The sequence below is a fragment of the Variovorax sp. Varisp41 genome (genome assembly GCF_047325085.1).
Classification (GTDB): Bacteria; Pseudomonadota; Gammaproteobacteria; order Burkholderiales; family Burkholderiaceae_C; genus Variovorax.
Genome location: NZ_CP168540.1, coordinates 4105288 through 4119853, shown reverse-complemented (window position 1 = coordinate 4119853; position 14566 = coordinate 4105288). Strand labels below are relative to the sequence as shown.

Here is a 14566-nt window from a genome sequence, read left to right as displayed (position 1 = left end):
CAAATTCACCCTTCCAGCACCCCCAAAACACCCATAGAGTGAGCGACGTTCTGCCGATGCGCAGCCCGTGCTCCAGAGGATTCCGCACATGTTTGGAGCTTTCCGTCGGTATTTCTCCACCGACCTCGCGATCGACCTCGGCACCGCCAACACGCTCATCTTCGCCCGCAACAAGGGCATCGTGCTGGACGAACCCTCGGTCGTCGCCATCCGCCACGAAGGCGGCCCGCATGGCAAGAAGGTGATCCAGGCCGTCGGCCGCGAGGCCAAGGCCATGCTCGGCAAGGTGCCGGGCAACATCGAAGCCATCCGCCCGATGAAGGACGGCGTGATCGCCGACTTCGTGATCACCGAGCAGATGATCAAGCAGTTCATCAAGATGGTGCACCCGCGCACGCTGCTCACGCCGAGCCCGCGCATCATCATCTGCGTGCCCTGCGGTTCCACCCAGGTCGAGCGCCGCGCCATCAAGGATGCGGCCGAGGCCGCGGGCGCGACCTCGGTCTACCTGATCGAGGAACCCATGGCCGCGGCCATCGGCGCCGGCCTGCCCGTCAGCGAAGCCTCGGGCTCGATGGTGGTCGACATCGGCGGCGGCACCACCGAGGTGGGCGTCATCAGCCTCGGCGGCATGGTCTACAAGGGCTCGGTGCGCGTCGGCGGCGACCGCTTCGACGAGGCCATCATCAACTACATCCGCCGCAACTACGGCATGCTGATCGGCGAGCCCACGGCCGAGGTCATCAAGAAGAGCATCGGCTCGGCCTTCCCGGGCTCCGAGGTCAAGGAAATGGAAGTCAAGGGCCGCAACCTCTCCGAGGGCGTGCCGCGCAGCTTCACGATCAGCAGCAACGAAGTGCTGGAAGCCCTGACCGACCCGCTCAACAACATCGTCTCGGCCGTCAAGAACGCACTCGAGCAGACCCCGCCCGAACTCGGCGCCGACATCGCCGAGCGCGGCATGATGCTCACCGGCGGCGGCGCGCTGCTGCGCGACCTCGACCGCCTGCTGGCCGAGGAAACCGGCCTGCCGGTGCTGGTCGCCGAGGACCCGCTGACCTGCGTGGTGCGCGGCTGCGGCATCGCCCTCGAGCGCATGGACCGGCTGGGAAGCATCTTCACGAGCGAGTGAATGCAGCGCCGCCTCCATCGGCCGGCCCCCGCTTGCGCGGGCCGGCCTTTTGTCATCTGATGCCGCAGCACCCGACCTGATCCCATGCCCCTGGGCACGCTCGACCGCACCGCGCCACCCCTGTTCAACCAGGGGCCATCGGCGCTGAGCAAGCTGATCTTCTTCAGCACGCTCGCGCTTTTCCTGATGGTGGCGGACGCCCGCTTCCACATCGTGCAGCCGGTGCGCCAGGCCATCGCGGCCGTGCTCTACCCGGTGCAATGGGTGGCGCTCAAGCCCGTGCAGTTCGTGGTGGGCGCCGGCGGCTACCTCGAGGACCTGCAGACCGCGCAGAAGAACGAGGCCGACGCGCGCAAGGCGCTGATGCTGCAGGCCGAGCGCGCGAGCCAGGCCGACACGCTGGCGCAGGACAACGCGCGGCTGCGCGCGCTGCTCGAGCTGCGCCAGCTGCAGCAGACGCCGGGCCGCGCGGCCGAGGTGCTGTACGACGCGGCCGACCCCTACACGCGCAAGATCGTCATCGACCAGGGCCTGGCCCAGGGCGTGGCGCCGGGCTCGCCGGTGATCGACGCGCAGGGCGTGCTCGGCCAGGTGACGGCGGTGCAGCCTTTCACGAGCGAGGTCACGCTGGTGATCGACCGCGACCTCTCCATTCCCGTGCAGAACACCCGCACCGGCGTGCGCAGCGTGGCCTTCGGCGATGCCTCGGCGCATGGCGGCGGGCTCGAGCTGCGCTTCATGGCCGCCAACGCCGACCTGCAGGAGGGCGACCTGCTGTCCACCAGCGGCGTCGACGGCATCTATCCCGCCGGATTGCCGGTGGCGAAGATCGAGCGCATCGAGCGCCGCGCCGACTCGGCCTTCGCGCGCATCTACTGCGTGCCGCTCGCGCACGTGATGGCCGCGCGCTACGTGCTGGTGCTGCAGCCCACGGGCGCGCCCTCGGCACCGCCGCCGCCGGCCGCGGCCGCGCCGGCGCCGCGCCCGAAGAAGGCCGAGGGCAAGGCCGGCGCGGCCGTCAAGGGCGCGGAGAAGGCGTCCGAGAAGAACGGCGCCGCCGCACCGAAGAAACCCGCGGAGGCCGCGCGATGATCAAGCGACCCGGCCAGCAGCAGCTTCTGCTGCCCGTCAGCCCCGTGTTCATGTGGGGCAGCCTCGTGGTGGCCCTGCTGATCAACATGGTCCCGATCGGCCGCGCCGCCTGGATGCCCGACCTGCTCGCGCTGGCGATCGTGTTCTGGGGCGTGCACCAGCCGATGCGCGTGGGCATCGGCGCCGCCTTCGTCTTCGGCCTGCTGATGGACGTGCACCAGGCCTCGATGCTCGGCCAGCATGCGCTGTCCTACACCACGCTGGGCTTCTTCGCGATCACCATCCACCGGCGCCTGCTCTGGTACCCGGTGCTGTCGCAGGCGCTGCAGGTGCTGCCGCTGTTCGCGCTGTCGCAACTGATCGAGATCGTCACGCGCATCATCGGCGGCGGGGTGTTCCCGGGCTGGTCGGTGCTGATCTCGCCGGCGGTCGAGGCCGCGCTGTGGCCGCTGGCCACCTTCGTGTTGCTGGCGCCGCAGCGCCGCACGCCCGAGCCCGACGAAAACCGCCCCTTGTGACCATGTCCGTCGCCGGGCCTTCCCTGCCGCCGTCCGTGCGGGCCTTCGTGGATGCCGCCGTCGTGGTCGGCGACCTCGGGTTGCCGCAGTGGTATCCCGAGCCCGGCGGCATCGACGCTTTCCAGGTCGGCTACCGCTCGAACGGCAACACCGGCGAGGACCTGAGCAGCGAGGCGCCGGGCCAGTGGCATCCCGCCTGGCTCGCGGTGGCGGCCAACTACTTTCGCGACCCCTACTTCATCGACCTGCGCGAGGCCGACGCGGGCTATCCGGTCTGGTGGGCGCCGGCCTCGGCCGGCCGCTGGACGCCGTCGCCGGTGGCCGCGTCGATCGAGGGCTTCGGCGCGCTGCTGCGCTCGCTGGCGGCGCTGGGCGACGATCCGGGCGCGATGCTCGCGCGCATCGAGCGCGAGCCCGGCACCGGGGGCGCGCCCTGGCGCGAGATCCGCGCCAACCTCGCCGAGGCCATGGACGCGCCCGAAGAGGGCGAGCCGTCCGCGCCGGTCGACCCCGCGCACTGGACGCGCGGCGCGCTGGTGCTGCGCGACGCGGGCGCGCGCCGCGTCGAGGTCGCGCAATGCGTGGTGCGGCTGCTCGGTGTCGCGCCGGCGCGCGCGCTCGCGCTGCTCAAGGCGCCGCCGCTGGAACTGAGGAGCGGTTTCCAAACTCATCTGGAAGCCGACCTGCGCAGCCTGCGCGCGCTCGGCGCCACGGTGGACTTCGTGCCGGTTGCCTCGGCACCGCATGAAGCCTAAGCTCATCCATTGACCGTTCGCCGCCCATGACCGAAATCCGCAACGTCGCCGCCGACCTCGCGCGCTTCAAGCGCCGCGTGATCGTGATCGGCCTCACGGTGCTGTTCGCCTTCGGGCTGCTGTCGTCGCGGCTGATCTACCTGCAGGTCACGCGCCACGAGGACTTGGCCGAGCAGGCCGAGAGCAACCGCACGGCCGTGGTGCCGGTGGTGCCCAACCGCGGGCTGATCCTCGACCGCAACGGCATCGTGCTGGCCTCCAACTACTCGGCCTACACGCTCGAGATCACGCCCTCGAAGGTGGGCGACGTCGAGCAGACCATCGACGACCTGACGCAGGTGGTCGAGGTCTCGCCGCGCGACCGGCGCCGCTTCAAGCGCCTGCGCGAGGACTCGCGCAGCTTCGACTCGATCCCGATCCGCACCCGCCTGAGCGACGAGGAGGTCGCGCGCTTCGCGGCCCAGCGCTACCGCTTTCCGGGGGTGGAGATCAAGGCGCGGCTGTTCCGCAACTATCCGCAGGGCGAGCTCGGCTCGCACGTGCTCGGCTACATCGGCCGCATCAACCAGCGCGAGAAGATCGCGATGGAGGACTGGGACGAGGAAGAGCAGGCCAACTACAAGGGCACGGACTACATCGGCAAGCTCGGCATCGAGCAGAGCTACGAGAAGACGCTGCACGGCCAGACCGGCGTCGAGCAGATGGAGACCTCGGCCGGCGGCCGCGCGGTGCGCCGGCTCGCGAGCCACCCGGCCACGCCGGGCAACACCGTCATGCTGTCGATCGACATCAAGCTGCAGAAGCTGGTCGAGGAGATGTACGGCGACCGGCGCGGCGCGCTGGTGGCGATCGATCCCAAGACCGGCGAGGTGCTGGCCTTCGTGAGCAAGCCCACCTTCGACCCCAACCTGTTCGTCGAGGGCATCGACACAGAGAGCTGGCAGGCGCTGACCGAGTCGATCGACAAGCCGCTGCTCAACCGCGCGCTGCGCGGCACCTACCCGCCCGGCTCCACCTACAAGCCCTTCATGGCGCTGGCCGCGCTGCAGACCGGCAAGCGCGGCGCCAGCGTGGTGGTCAACGACCCCGGCTACTTCAACTTCGGCGGCCACCGCTTCGGCAGCCCCGAGGGCAACCTCGGCGGCGTCGACATGCGCCGCTCGATCCAGCTGTCGAGCAACATCTACTACTACTCGCTGGCCAACGAGATGGGCGTGGACCTGATCCACGACTTCATGAAGCCGCTGGGCTTCGGCCAGATCACCGGCATCGACCTCGGCGGCGAGGTGCGCGGCGTGCTGCCGAGCACCGAGTGGAAGCGCAACACCTACAAGCGGCCCGAGCAGAAGAAGTGGTACGCGGGCGAGACCATCTCGCTGGGCATCGGCCAGGGCTACAACAACTTCACCATGCTGCAGCTCGCGCAGGCCACGGCGATCGTGGCCAACGGCGGCATCAAGCACAAGCCGCACCTCGCGCTCGCCACGCGCGACACCGTCAGCGGCCAGGTGGTGCCGCTGCCGCAGCCGCCGGGCATGAACCTGGGCCTCACGGCGGCCAACATCGCCGTCATCCGCGAGGGCCTGACCAGCGTGGTCACCAGCGGCACCGCGCGCAGCGTGTTCGCGGGCGCGGCCTACCAGGCCGCCGGCAAGACCGGCACGGCGCAGGCCGTGACGCAGGCGCAGAACACCAAGTACAACGCGCGTGCGCTCGAGGAGCACCAGCGCGACCACGCGCTGTTCATGGCCTTCGCGCCGGTCAACGATCCCAAGATCGCGCTCGCCGTGATCGTCGAGAACGCCGGCTGGGGCGCCGGCGCGGCCGCGCCGATCGCGCGCCGCGTGTTCGACTACTGGCTCGCCGACCAGTACCCGAGCGAGGCCGACATGGCGGCCGTGCGCATCGGCAAGGCCGGCGCGCCGATGGGCAAGCCGCGCGTGGCCAGCGAGGTCGCCTGGCCCGCCGCGGCGCCGACGAACGCGCCCGCGCCCTGAGCGCACGCCTCTTCTTTCCGGTCCTTGCAGCCCGCTCGGGGAATTCCCCGATGCCCCCGCCGCGCTTGCGATGGGATAGTTAGTTCGCCAGCCAAACTAAGTAGCGCCAAGGTTCTCAATCGGGTCCGTGGCGAACAACAGGCGTGGCATGGGGCGGGTCCCGGCCTTCGCGCGCCGATCCCGAAGCACAGGCCGCCTGCACCGGGCGACTCAACACTGGAGAGACATCGATGCAACTGAAACACACCCTGGCCGCGATGGCCTTCGGTCTGACGGCCGTGGGCGCCATGGCCCAGACCGTGGTCGGCGTGAGCTGGTCCAACTTCCAGGAGGAACGCTGGAAGACCGACGAGGCCGCGATCAAGGCCCAGCTCGAGAAGCAGGGCGCCAAGTACATCAGTGCCGATGCGGGCGGCTCGCCCGAGAAGCAGCTCGGCGACATCGAGGGCCTGATGGCCAAGGGCGCGAAGGCGCTGATCGTGCTGGCGATGGACAAGGACGCGATCCTGCCCGCAGTGACCAAGGCCACGCGCCAGAAGGTGCCCGTGGTGGCCTACGACCGCCTGATCGAGGCGCCCGGCGTGTTCTACATCACCTTCGACAACGTCGAGGTCGGCCGCATGGAGGCGCGCGAGGTGCTCAAGGTCAAGCCCAAGGGCAACTACGTGATCATCAAGGGCTCGCCGGCCGACCCGAACGCCGACTTCCTGCGCGCGGGCCAACAGGAGGTGCTGGCCGACGCCATCAAGAAGGGCGACATCAAGATCGTCGGCGACGAGTACACCGAGGGCTGGAAGCCCGAGGTGGCGCAGAAGAACATGGAGCAGATCCTCACCAAGAACGGCAACAAGGTCGATGCCGTGGTGGCCGCCAACGACGGCACGGCCGGCGGCGCGGTGGCCGCGCTCACGGCCAAGGGCCTGCGCGGCGTGCCGGTGTCGGGCCAGGACGCCGACTTCGCGGCGCTCAACCGCATCGCGCTGGGCACGCAGACCGCCACCATCTTCAAGGACTCGCGCGAGCTCGGCCGCGAGGCCGCGAGCGCCGCGCTGGCGCTGGCGCAGGGCAAGCCGGTGGAGAAGGCCGGCACCTGGAACTCGGGCCCGAAGAAGGTCTCGCTGTCCTCGCGCCTGCTGACGCCGGTGCCGGTCACGCGCGACAACCTCGACGTGGTCGTCAAGGCCGGCTGGATCAAGAAGGACGAGCTCTGCAAGGGCGTCTCGGGCGCGAACGCGCCGGCGGCCTGCAAGTAAACGGCAGACCGGGGCGCAGCGCGCTGCGCTGCGCCTCCTCCTTCCACGGGCCGGCCCCGCGCGCGGCCGCCCATCCCCTTCTTTCCGAGGGAGTCCTCCCATGAGCAATCCAACCCCCGGCTGGTGGCGGCGCAGCGGCGTCGACCTGCGGCTCGTGCTGATGTGCGTGCTGCTGGTGGCGCTGGCGATCGGCTTCAACCTGATGTCCGGCGGCGTGTTCCTCACGCCCGAGAACCTCTACAACGTGGCCCAGCAGACGGCCGTGGTCGGCATCGTCTCGACCGTGATGGTGCTGATCATCGTGGCGCGCCACATCGACCTGTCGGTCGGTTCGGTGATGGGCTTCGTGGGCGTGCTGATCGCCTACCTGCAGTACACCTCGGGCTGGTCCTGGCCCACGGCCTGCCTCGCGGGGCTCGCGGTGGCGCTGCTGGTGGCCATCTACCAGGGCTGGCTCACGGCGGTGCTCGGCGTGCCCTCGTTCGTGGTCACGCTCGGCGGCCTGATGTCGTTCCGCGGCGCGGCCTTCCTGGTGGCCGACGGCAAGACCCAGCCGGTCAACGACGAGTTCTTCCAGCGCCTGGGCGGCGGCTACGACGGCGGCATCGGCGTCACGGCCAGCTGGGCGATCGCGGGGCTGGTGGCGGTGGTGCTGTTCGCGCGCATGGTGCAGAAGCGGCGCGCGCGCACGCGCCACGAGATGCCCAACGAGCCGCTGTGGATCGAGCTGCTGCTGACCGCGGTGCCGGCCGCCGTGGTGCTGCTGTTCGCGGCCGTGATGAACCACTACAAGATCGACTCGAAGGACGCGCCGCAGGGCATCCCGATCCCGGTGCTGATCTGGGCCGTGGTGGCGATCGTGCTGTCGTTCATCGTGCACCGCACGCGCTTCGGCCGCTACGTCTTCGCGATGGGCGGCAACCCCGATGCGGCGGCGCTGGTGGGCATTCCGGTCAAGCGCGTCACGCTGATGCTGTTCGCGCTGCTCGCGGTGCTGGTGACCATCGCGGCCATCGTCTCGATCGCGCGGCTGAACGCCGGCACCAACTCGCTGGGCACCGGCATGGAGCTCTACGTGATCGCCGCGGCCGTCATCGGCGGAACCGCGCTGGCCGGCGGCAGCGGCTCGATCTTCGGCTCGGTGCTGGGCGCGCTGATCATGCAGTCGCTCGACAGCGGCATGCTGCTGCTCGACGTGCCCATCGGCAAGCGCATGGTGATCATCGGCCAGGTGCTGATCGTGGCCGTGGTGTTCGACGTGCTCTATCGCCGCAAATTCGGGGAGAACTGAAGATGGCCGACATCGACAAGACCCGGCCGCTGGTCGAGCTGCAGGAGATCCGCAAGGCCTTCGGCGGCGTGAAGGCGGTCGACGGCGTGAGCGTCAACCTTTATCCCGGCGAAGTGGTGGCGCTGCTGGGCCACAACGGCGCCGGCAAGTCCACGCTGATGAAGATGCTCGCGGGCGCCTACCCGATCGATTCGGGCGAGGTGCGCATCGCGGGCGACAGAGTCAACATCCGCACCCCGGCCGAGGCGCAGGCGCAGGGCATCGAGACCATCTACCAGACGCTGGCGCTGGCCGACAACCTCGACTCGGTGGCCAACCTGTTCCTGGGCCGAGAGAAGATGACGGCCTGGAACACGCTCGACGACCACTTCATGGAAGTGCAGGCGCGCAAGGTGTTCCAGCGCCTGAACAAGAACTTCACCAACATCCGCATCCCGGTGCGCCGCCTCTCGGGCGGCCAGCGCCAGGTGGTGGCGATCTCGCGCGCGCTGTACTTCAACGCGCGCATCCTGATCATGGACGAGCCCTGCGCCGCGCTCGGCCCCGAGGAGACCGCGATGGTCGGCCGGCTCGTGAAGCAGCTCAAGGACGACGGCGTGGGCATCTTCCTGATCACCCACGACATGCCCGACGTGTTCTCGCTGAGCGACCGGCTCGCGGTGATGAAGAACGGCAAGCTGGTCGGTACCTACCGCACCGCCGACGTCACCGAGGACGAGGTGCTCGGCATGATCATCGCGGGCAAGCGGCCCGAGGGCCGCGAGCAGGCGCCGCACGCGGCGACGGCGGTGGCCGCGGCCTGAGGCTTCTCCATCCGGCCCCGCGCATGAAGACCATCGGCGACCAGCAGCTGCTCAAGCGCATGAACCGCAGCGTGCTGCTGCGGCTCCTGCGCGCGCGGCCGGGCCTGTCGCGCGCGCGGCTCGCCAGCGAGAGCGGCCTCACCAAGTCGACCGTGAGCCTGCTGGTGCGCGAGCTGCTCGACGAGGGCTGGCTCAGCGAATCGGGCGCCGCGGTGGCCGACGGGCTCGGGCGGCCCTCGACCCCGCTGCGGATCAATGTCGGCGTGCGCGCGCTCATGGGCATCGAGATCGCGGTCGACACGGCCCGGCTGGCCTGCGTCTCGCTGCAGGGCGAGGTGCTGCATTCCGACGAGCAGGCGCTGGCCGACAGCGCGCCGGCCGGCACCTGCGCGCAGGTCGCGCGCATGGCCGCGGCCGCGCACCGCCGGCTGGCCGAGCGCGGGCTGCGGCTGTCGAGCATCGGCGTGTGCGTGCCGGGCGCGGTCGACGACTGCACCGGCGAGGTCCGCTTCGCGCCCAACCTCGGCTGGCGCAACGTGCGCCTGCTGCCGATGCTCGAGGACGCGCTGGCCGCGGCCGGCCTCACGGGCGTGACGGTGCAGCTGCAGAACGATGCCGATGCCGCCGCGCTCGGCGAGTACGAGTTCGCCGCGGGCGAGGGCGAGGACCCGCTGATCTTCGTCAACTGCGACGTGGGCGTGGGCGCGGGCGTGGTGCTCAACGACCGCCTGTTCACCGGCGCCCAGGGCATGGCCGGCGAGATCGGCCACACCATCCTCGAGCTCGACGGCCCGCCATGCTCGTGCGGCCGGCGCGGCTGCGCCGAGGCCTTCTTCGGCGCCCGCGTGCTGGCGCGCGATGGCGTGGACATGCAGCGCGCCGCCGCGCTGTTCGGCGTGCTGCTGCAGAACCTCTGGGTCACCTTCAATCCGCGCGCCATCGTGCTCGGCGGCAAGTCCTGCGCCGAGCACCGCGGCTTCGCGCAGGCCGCCTTCGCGAGCGTCAAGCACCATGCCGACGGCGCCGGCATGCCCGCGCCCGAGCTGCGCACCGCGCGCTACGACGCGCTCGCGCCCGCGGTGGGCGCGGCCGCGCTCGCGCTGCACGAGTACCTGCGGCCGCTGCAGCCCGATGCGCGGGCGCGGCGGGCGCGGGCGGCGCTGGGCGTGCGGGCCTGAGCTGCCGGGACTCGCGAGTACCTTCGTCCACGCCGCGCCCGCGCGCTGCATACCTTGGTGCCCGTGCGCGCCATCTGCCGCGCCGCGCCGGGAGGCACATGCGCGAACCGCCTACGCCGGCATGGCGCGCGCGGGACTACGGTGAGGACTTGCCCGCCGTTCCGGAGTCCCCGCCATGCCCTCGTCCACCCGTCCCCGCGCCAGCGCGCTGCTCCTCGTCCTCGCGCTGCTGATCGGACTGGCCGGCCTGGGGCTCGTCGTGGCGGGCGGCTGGCTGATCGCGCTCGGCGGCTCCTGGTACTACCTGCTCGCGGGCCTGGGCCTCGTCGCCACCGCGGCGCTGCTGCCGCGCGGCGGCGGGCGCGGCCTGATGGTCTATGCGCTGGTGGTCGCGGCCACGCTGGCCTGGGCGCTGTGGGAGGTGGGGCTCGCATGGTGGCCGATGGCCGCGCGCGGCGACCTGTTCTTCCTGCTCGGCCTGCTGCTGCTCACGCCCTGGGTCGCGCGTGCGCTCGCGCGGCGCGACGGTGCCGGCATCGTGGCCTCGCGCCGGGCGCTGAGCCTGGTGCTCGCGGCCTTCGCGGTGGCGGCCGTGCTGTCGTGGGTGCGCGGCGACGAGCGTCTCGATGGCATCGCGCCGCAGGCCGATCCGCCCTTCACCAGCGAGGCGCTGCCCCCCGCGGGCGCCGACTGGACCGCCTACGGCGGCACCGCCATGGGCCAGCGCTATTCGACGCTGGGCCAGATCACGCCAGTGAACGTGTCGCAGCTCGAGGAGGCATGGCACTACCGCACCGGCGACGTGCGCGGCCAGCCCGGCGATCCCGAGGAGACCACCTTCGAGGTCACGCCGCTGAAGGTCGGCGAGCGGCTGTTCCTCTGCACGCCGCACCAGTCGGTGGTGGCGCTGAATGCCACCACGGGACAGGAGCTGTGGCGCCACACGCCGAAGATCGCGCCCTCGCTCGCGCTGCAGCATCTGACCTGCCGCGGCCTCTCGTACCAGCCGCCGCCGGCCGCGGCGCCGTCGCCCAACCTCTCGGCCGATGGCGCCTGCGCCGCCAAGCTGTTCATGCCCACGGCTGACGGCCGCGTGCTCGCGCTCGATCCCGAGAGCGGCAAGCCCTGCCTGCGCTTCGGCGGCGGCAGCGGCCAGATCGACCTGTGGAAGAACATGCCCAACGTGAAGCCGGGCTCGTACTACGCAACCTCGCCGGTGGTGGTCACGCGCTCGCTGATCGTGGTGGGCGGCACCGTGCTCGACAACGTCTCGACGCAGGAGACCTCGGGCGTGATCCGCGCCTTCGACATCGAGACCGGCGCGCTGGTGTGGAACTGGGATTCGGGCCGGCCCGAGGACACCGCGCCGATCGGCCCGGGCCGGACCTATTCCGTCAACTCGCCCAACAGCTGGTCGATCTCGAGCGTGGACGAGAAGCTCGGCATGGTCTACGTGCCCATGGGCAACCAGCCGCCCGACCAGTGGGGCGGCAAGCGCACCGAGGGCGCCGAGCGCTATGCGTCGTCGGTGGTCGCGCTCGACCTCGCGACCGGCCGCGTGCGCTGGCATTTCCAGACCGTGCACCACGACCTCTGGGACTACGACGTGCCCGCGCAGCCCAGCCTGGTCGACCTGCGCGTGGGCAGCGTGCGCGTGCCGGCGCTGGTGCAGCCGACCAAGCAGGGCGAGCTGTTCGTGCTCGACCGCCGCACCGGCCAGCCGGTGGTGCCGGTGCGCGAGCAGGCCGCGCCGCAGGGCGCCGCGCAGGGCGACCGCACGGCGGCGACGCAGCCGGTGTCGGGCCTGTCCTTCGACCCGCCCGCGCTGCGGCCGGCCGACATGTGGGGCGCCACCGTGTTCGACCAGCTGGCCTGCCGCATCGCCTTCCACCGGCTGCGCTACGAGGGCCGCTTCACGCCGCCGTCGACGCAGGGCTCGCTGATCTACCCGGGCAACTTCGGCGTCTTCAACTGGGGCGGCGTCGCGGTCGATCCGCAGCGCCAGATCGCGTTCGCCACGCCGGCCTCGCTGGCCTTCGTCTCCACGCTGATCCCACGCGCCGACGACAGCACGCTCTACGTGCAGGGCGGCAAGCCGCCCGATGGCAGCCTGCCCGCGCTCAACGAGAACTTCGGCGCGCCCTTCGCGGTGAAGCTCCATCCCTTCACCTCGGCGCTCGGCCTGCCGTGCCAGGCGCCGCCCTGGGGCCACGTGGCGGCCGCCGACCTGCGCAGCGGCCAGATCCTCTGGAAGCACAAGAACGGCACCGTGCGCGACAGCTCGCCGCTGCCGCTGCCCTTCGCGATGGGCGTGCCCAGCCTCGGCGGCCCGATCCTCACGGGCGGCGGCGTGGCCTTCCTCTCGGGCACGCTCGACTACTACCTGCGCGCCTACGACGTGAACAGCGGCCGCGAGATCTGGCGCAGCCGCCTGCCCGCGGGCGGCCAGGCCACGCCCATGACCTACCAGGGCGCGGACGGCCGCCAGTACGTGGTGGTGGCCGCGGGCGGCCATGGCTCGCTGGGCACGCGCACCGGCGACCACGTGATCGCTTACGCGCTGCCCAAGCGCTAGGAACTCAATCGAGCTGCAGGCCCGCGTCCTGCGCCGCCTTCGGCAGGATCGCGAGCTCGCGCTTGAGCACCTCGGCGAAGGCCTCGGGCGTGTTGCCGGTCGCGGGCGCCACGCCGCCGAGGTCGTTGAGCCGCTTGCGGAAGGCCGGCTCGGCCGTGATCTTGGCGATCTTCTCGCCGAGCAGCTTGACCACCGCGGGCGGCGTCTTCGCGGGCGCCACCACGCCGAACCAGACGTCGAAGTCCACGCCGCCGGGCACGCCCTGCTCGGTCAGGGTCGGCACCTCGGGCCACAGCTCGGAGCGGCCGTTGCGCAGCTGGCCGATGGCCTTGAGCTTGCCCGACTGGATGAAGCTGCGCACGTCGCCCGTGCCCAGCAGGCCCCAGCTCACTTCGTTGGCCATCAGCGCCTGCACCAGCGGCGCGCCGCCCTTGTAGGGCACGTGCGTGAAGTTGCCGTCGGCGTTGGCGTTGAAGGCTTCCGAGGCCAGGTGCGAGAGCCCGCCCGCGCCGGCCGAGCCGTAGGGCATGCCGCCCTTGCCGGCCTTCTTGCCCGCGGCCAGCAGCTCCTGCACGTTCTTGTACGGCGACTTCTCGGGCACCACCAGCAAGAGCGGCGCCAGCGACACGCGCGCGACCGGCACGAAGTCCGAGGCCTGGAAGCCCGCCTTCTTGTAGATGACCGGGTTGATCGACAGCATGCCCGTGAGCGTCACCGCCAGCGTGTGGCCGTCGGCGGGGCTCTGCATCACGTTGACCATGGCGATGTTGCCGCCCGCGCCGGGCCGGTTGTCGACCAGCACGGTCTGGCCCAGCTCCTCCTGCAGGCGCGGGCCCAGCATGCGCGCGGCCACGTCGGTGGCGCCGCCCGGCGGGTAGGGAACGACCAGGCGGATCGGCTTGGTCGGATAGGCCGCGTCCTGCGCCAGGGCGGCGCCGCCGAAGGCCAGCGCCAGGGATCCCGCCGTGAGGACACGGCCGATGAGGGTGAGGGTACGCACGTGTGCTCCTGATTCTTCTGATGGGAAAACGGACGGGGCCGGCTCAGCGGACCTCGTAGTGCGCCTGCCGTTCCTCGAGCGCATGCCAGCCGATGATGTGCTTGAAGTCGGCCATCGAGGTCTGGGCGAAGGGCAGGTCGGCGAAATCGCCCGAGCGGCGGCGCGCCAGTTCGCGCAGGTTGGCCTGCACCGTGTGCACGGTGGTCAAGAGGCCCGCGATCGGATAGCTCGCGAAGGCCGCCACGCTCTCGATCTGTTCGCGCGTCAGCGCCGTCATCCAGGTGCCGGCCATCAGCATCAGCGACAGCCGGCGGCCGCAGGCCTCGCGCAGCTGCACCAGCTGCTCGTGGCGCTCGAAGGTGCGCGAGATCGGCTGGATCAGGTCGGCGCCGGCCTCGGCATAGCGCGCGGCGCGCTCGAGCGCCTCGCCGGGGTCCTGGGCATCGGTGCGCGCGACGATCAGCAGGTCGGGGTCCTGGCGCGCATCGAGCGCGGCCTTGATGCGCGCCACCGCGTCGTCGATGGACACCAGCGTGGAGGGCGCCGCCGCGGCCGGGCAGCGCTTGGGGCTCAACTGGTCCTCGAGCTGCAGCGCCGCGGCGCCGGCCTTCTCGAACTCGCGCACCGCCCGGCCCACGTTGAGCACGCTGCCGTAGCCCGTGTCCGCGTCGACGAAGATCGGCTTGCGCACCACGTTCGCCATGCGGTTCACGGTGGCGACGTTCTCGCTCAGCGTGTAGAGCTCCATGTCGGGCTGGCCCAGCAGCGCGGCGGAAACGCCGAAGCCGGTGCTGAAGATGCCGTCGAACTCGGACTGGTCGACCAGCAGGGCCGACAGCGCGTCCTGCGCGCCGCCGAACCAGAGCGTCGGGCCGTGGGTGATGCGCTGGCGCAGCGCCTGGCGGGATGAGGTCATCGTGTGTCTCCAGAAAAAGGGCGTGGCGACCCGACATGGGCGCTGCGCCATGAACT

12 protein-coding genes are annotated in these 14566 nt (G+C 71.1%); 10 read left to right on the top strand and 2 right to left on the bottom strand.

Translation table 11 applies throughout. The annotated features are described in order from the left end of the window. Nucleotides 1-88: 88 nt before the first annotated feature. From ACEN9J_RS19005 to ACEN9J_RS18960, 10 genes are all read left to right on the top strand, one after another. Nucleotides 89-1132, top strand: coding sequence for a rod shape-determining protein (locus ACEN9J_RS19005; RefSeq protein ID WP_057591261.1), 1044 nt, complete (start codon nucleotides 89-91; stop codon nucleotides 1130-1132). Nucleotides 1133-1216: 84 nt separating this feature from the next. Continuing rightward, nucleotides 1217-2224 (top strand): rod shape-determining protein MreC, encoded by a 1008-nt coding sequence (gene mreC, locus ACEN9J_RS19000; protein ID WP_057591260.1) that lies wholly within the window; start codon nucleotides 1217-1219, stop codon nucleotides 2222-2224. Then, entirely contained in the window at nucleotides 2221-2742 is a 522-nt protein-coding gene (gene mreD / locus ACEN9J_RS18995; RefSeq protein ID WP_057591259.1) for a rod shape-determining protein MreD, read from the top strand. Before mreC ends, mreD begins: the two co-directional genes overlap by 4 nt. A 2-nt stretch (nucleotides 2743-2744) precedes the next feature. After that, nucleotides 2745-3497 (top strand): hypothetical protein, encoded by a 753-nt coding sequence (locus tag ACEN9J_RS18990; protein ID WP_413761764.1) that lies wholly within the window; start codon nucleotides 2745-2747, stop codon nucleotides 3495-3497. 26 nt (nucleotides 3498-3523) lie between these two features. Next, on the top strand, nucleotides 3524-5494 hold the full coding sequence (mrdA, locus tag ACEN9J_RS18985; protein ID WP_413761763.1) for a penicillin-binding protein 2: 1971 nt from the start codon (nucleotides 3524-3526) through the stop codon (nucleotides 5492-5494). Between the two features lie 230 nt (nucleotides 5495-5724). Continuing rightward, a complete protein-coding gene (gene xylF / locus ACEN9J_RS18980; protein WP_413761762.1) occupies nucleotides 5725-6747 on the top strand; it encodes a D-xylose ABC transporter substrate-binding protein in 1023 nt (340 codons plus the stop codon). 100 nt (nucleotides 6748-6847) lie between these two features. Continuing rightward, nucleotides 6848-8038, top strand: a complete 1191-nt coding sequence (locus tag ACEN9J_RS18975) for a sugar ABC transporter permease (protein ID WP_057591255.1) — start codon at nucleotides 6848-6850, stop codon at nucleotides 8036-8038. 2 nt (nucleotides 8039-8040) lie between these two features. Next, nucleotides 8041-8841 (top strand): ATP-binding cassette domain-containing protein, encoded by an 801-nt coding sequence (locus tag ACEN9J_RS18970; RefSeq protein ID WP_296732839.1) that lies wholly within the window; start codon nucleotides 8041-8043, stop codon nucleotides 8839-8841. Nucleotides 8842-8864: 23 nt separating this feature from the next. Then, complete coding sequence (locus tag ACEN9J_RS18965) at nucleotides 8865-10019, top strand: ROK family transcriptional regulator (RefSeq protein WP_413761761.1); 1155 nt, start codon at nucleotides 8865-8867, stop codon at nucleotides 10017-10019. A gap of 175 nt (nucleotides 10020-10194) precedes the next feature. Continuing rightward, the gene (locus ACEN9J_RS18960; RefSeq protein ID WP_413761760.1) at nucleotides 10195-12594 is read left to right on the top strand and encodes a membrane-bound PQQ-dependent dehydrogenase, glucose/quinate/shikimate family; all 2400 of its coding nucleotides are present in this window, start codon (nucleotides 10195-10197) and stop codon (nucleotides 12592-12594) included. A gap of 4 nt (nucleotides 12595-12598) precedes the next feature. Here ACEN9J_RS18960 and ACEN9J_RS18955 read toward each other — a convergent pair whose 3' ends face one another. After that, the gene (locus ACEN9J_RS18955) at nucleotides 12599-13594 is read right to left on the bottom strand and encodes a Bug family tripartite tricarboxylate transporter substrate binding protein (protein WP_057591251.1); all 996 of its coding nucleotides are present in this window, start codon (nucleotides 13592-13594) and stop codon (nucleotides 12599-12601) included. A 43-nt stretch (nucleotides 13595-13637) separates the two neighbouring features. Beyond that, nucleotides 13638-14510, bottom strand: a complete 873-nt coding sequence (locus ACEN9J_RS18950) for an isocitrate lyase/PEP mutase family protein (RefSeq protein WP_057591250.1) — start codon at nucleotides 14508-14510, stop codon at nucleotides 13638-13640. Between the last annotated feature and the right edge of the window lie 56 nt (nucleotides 14511-14566).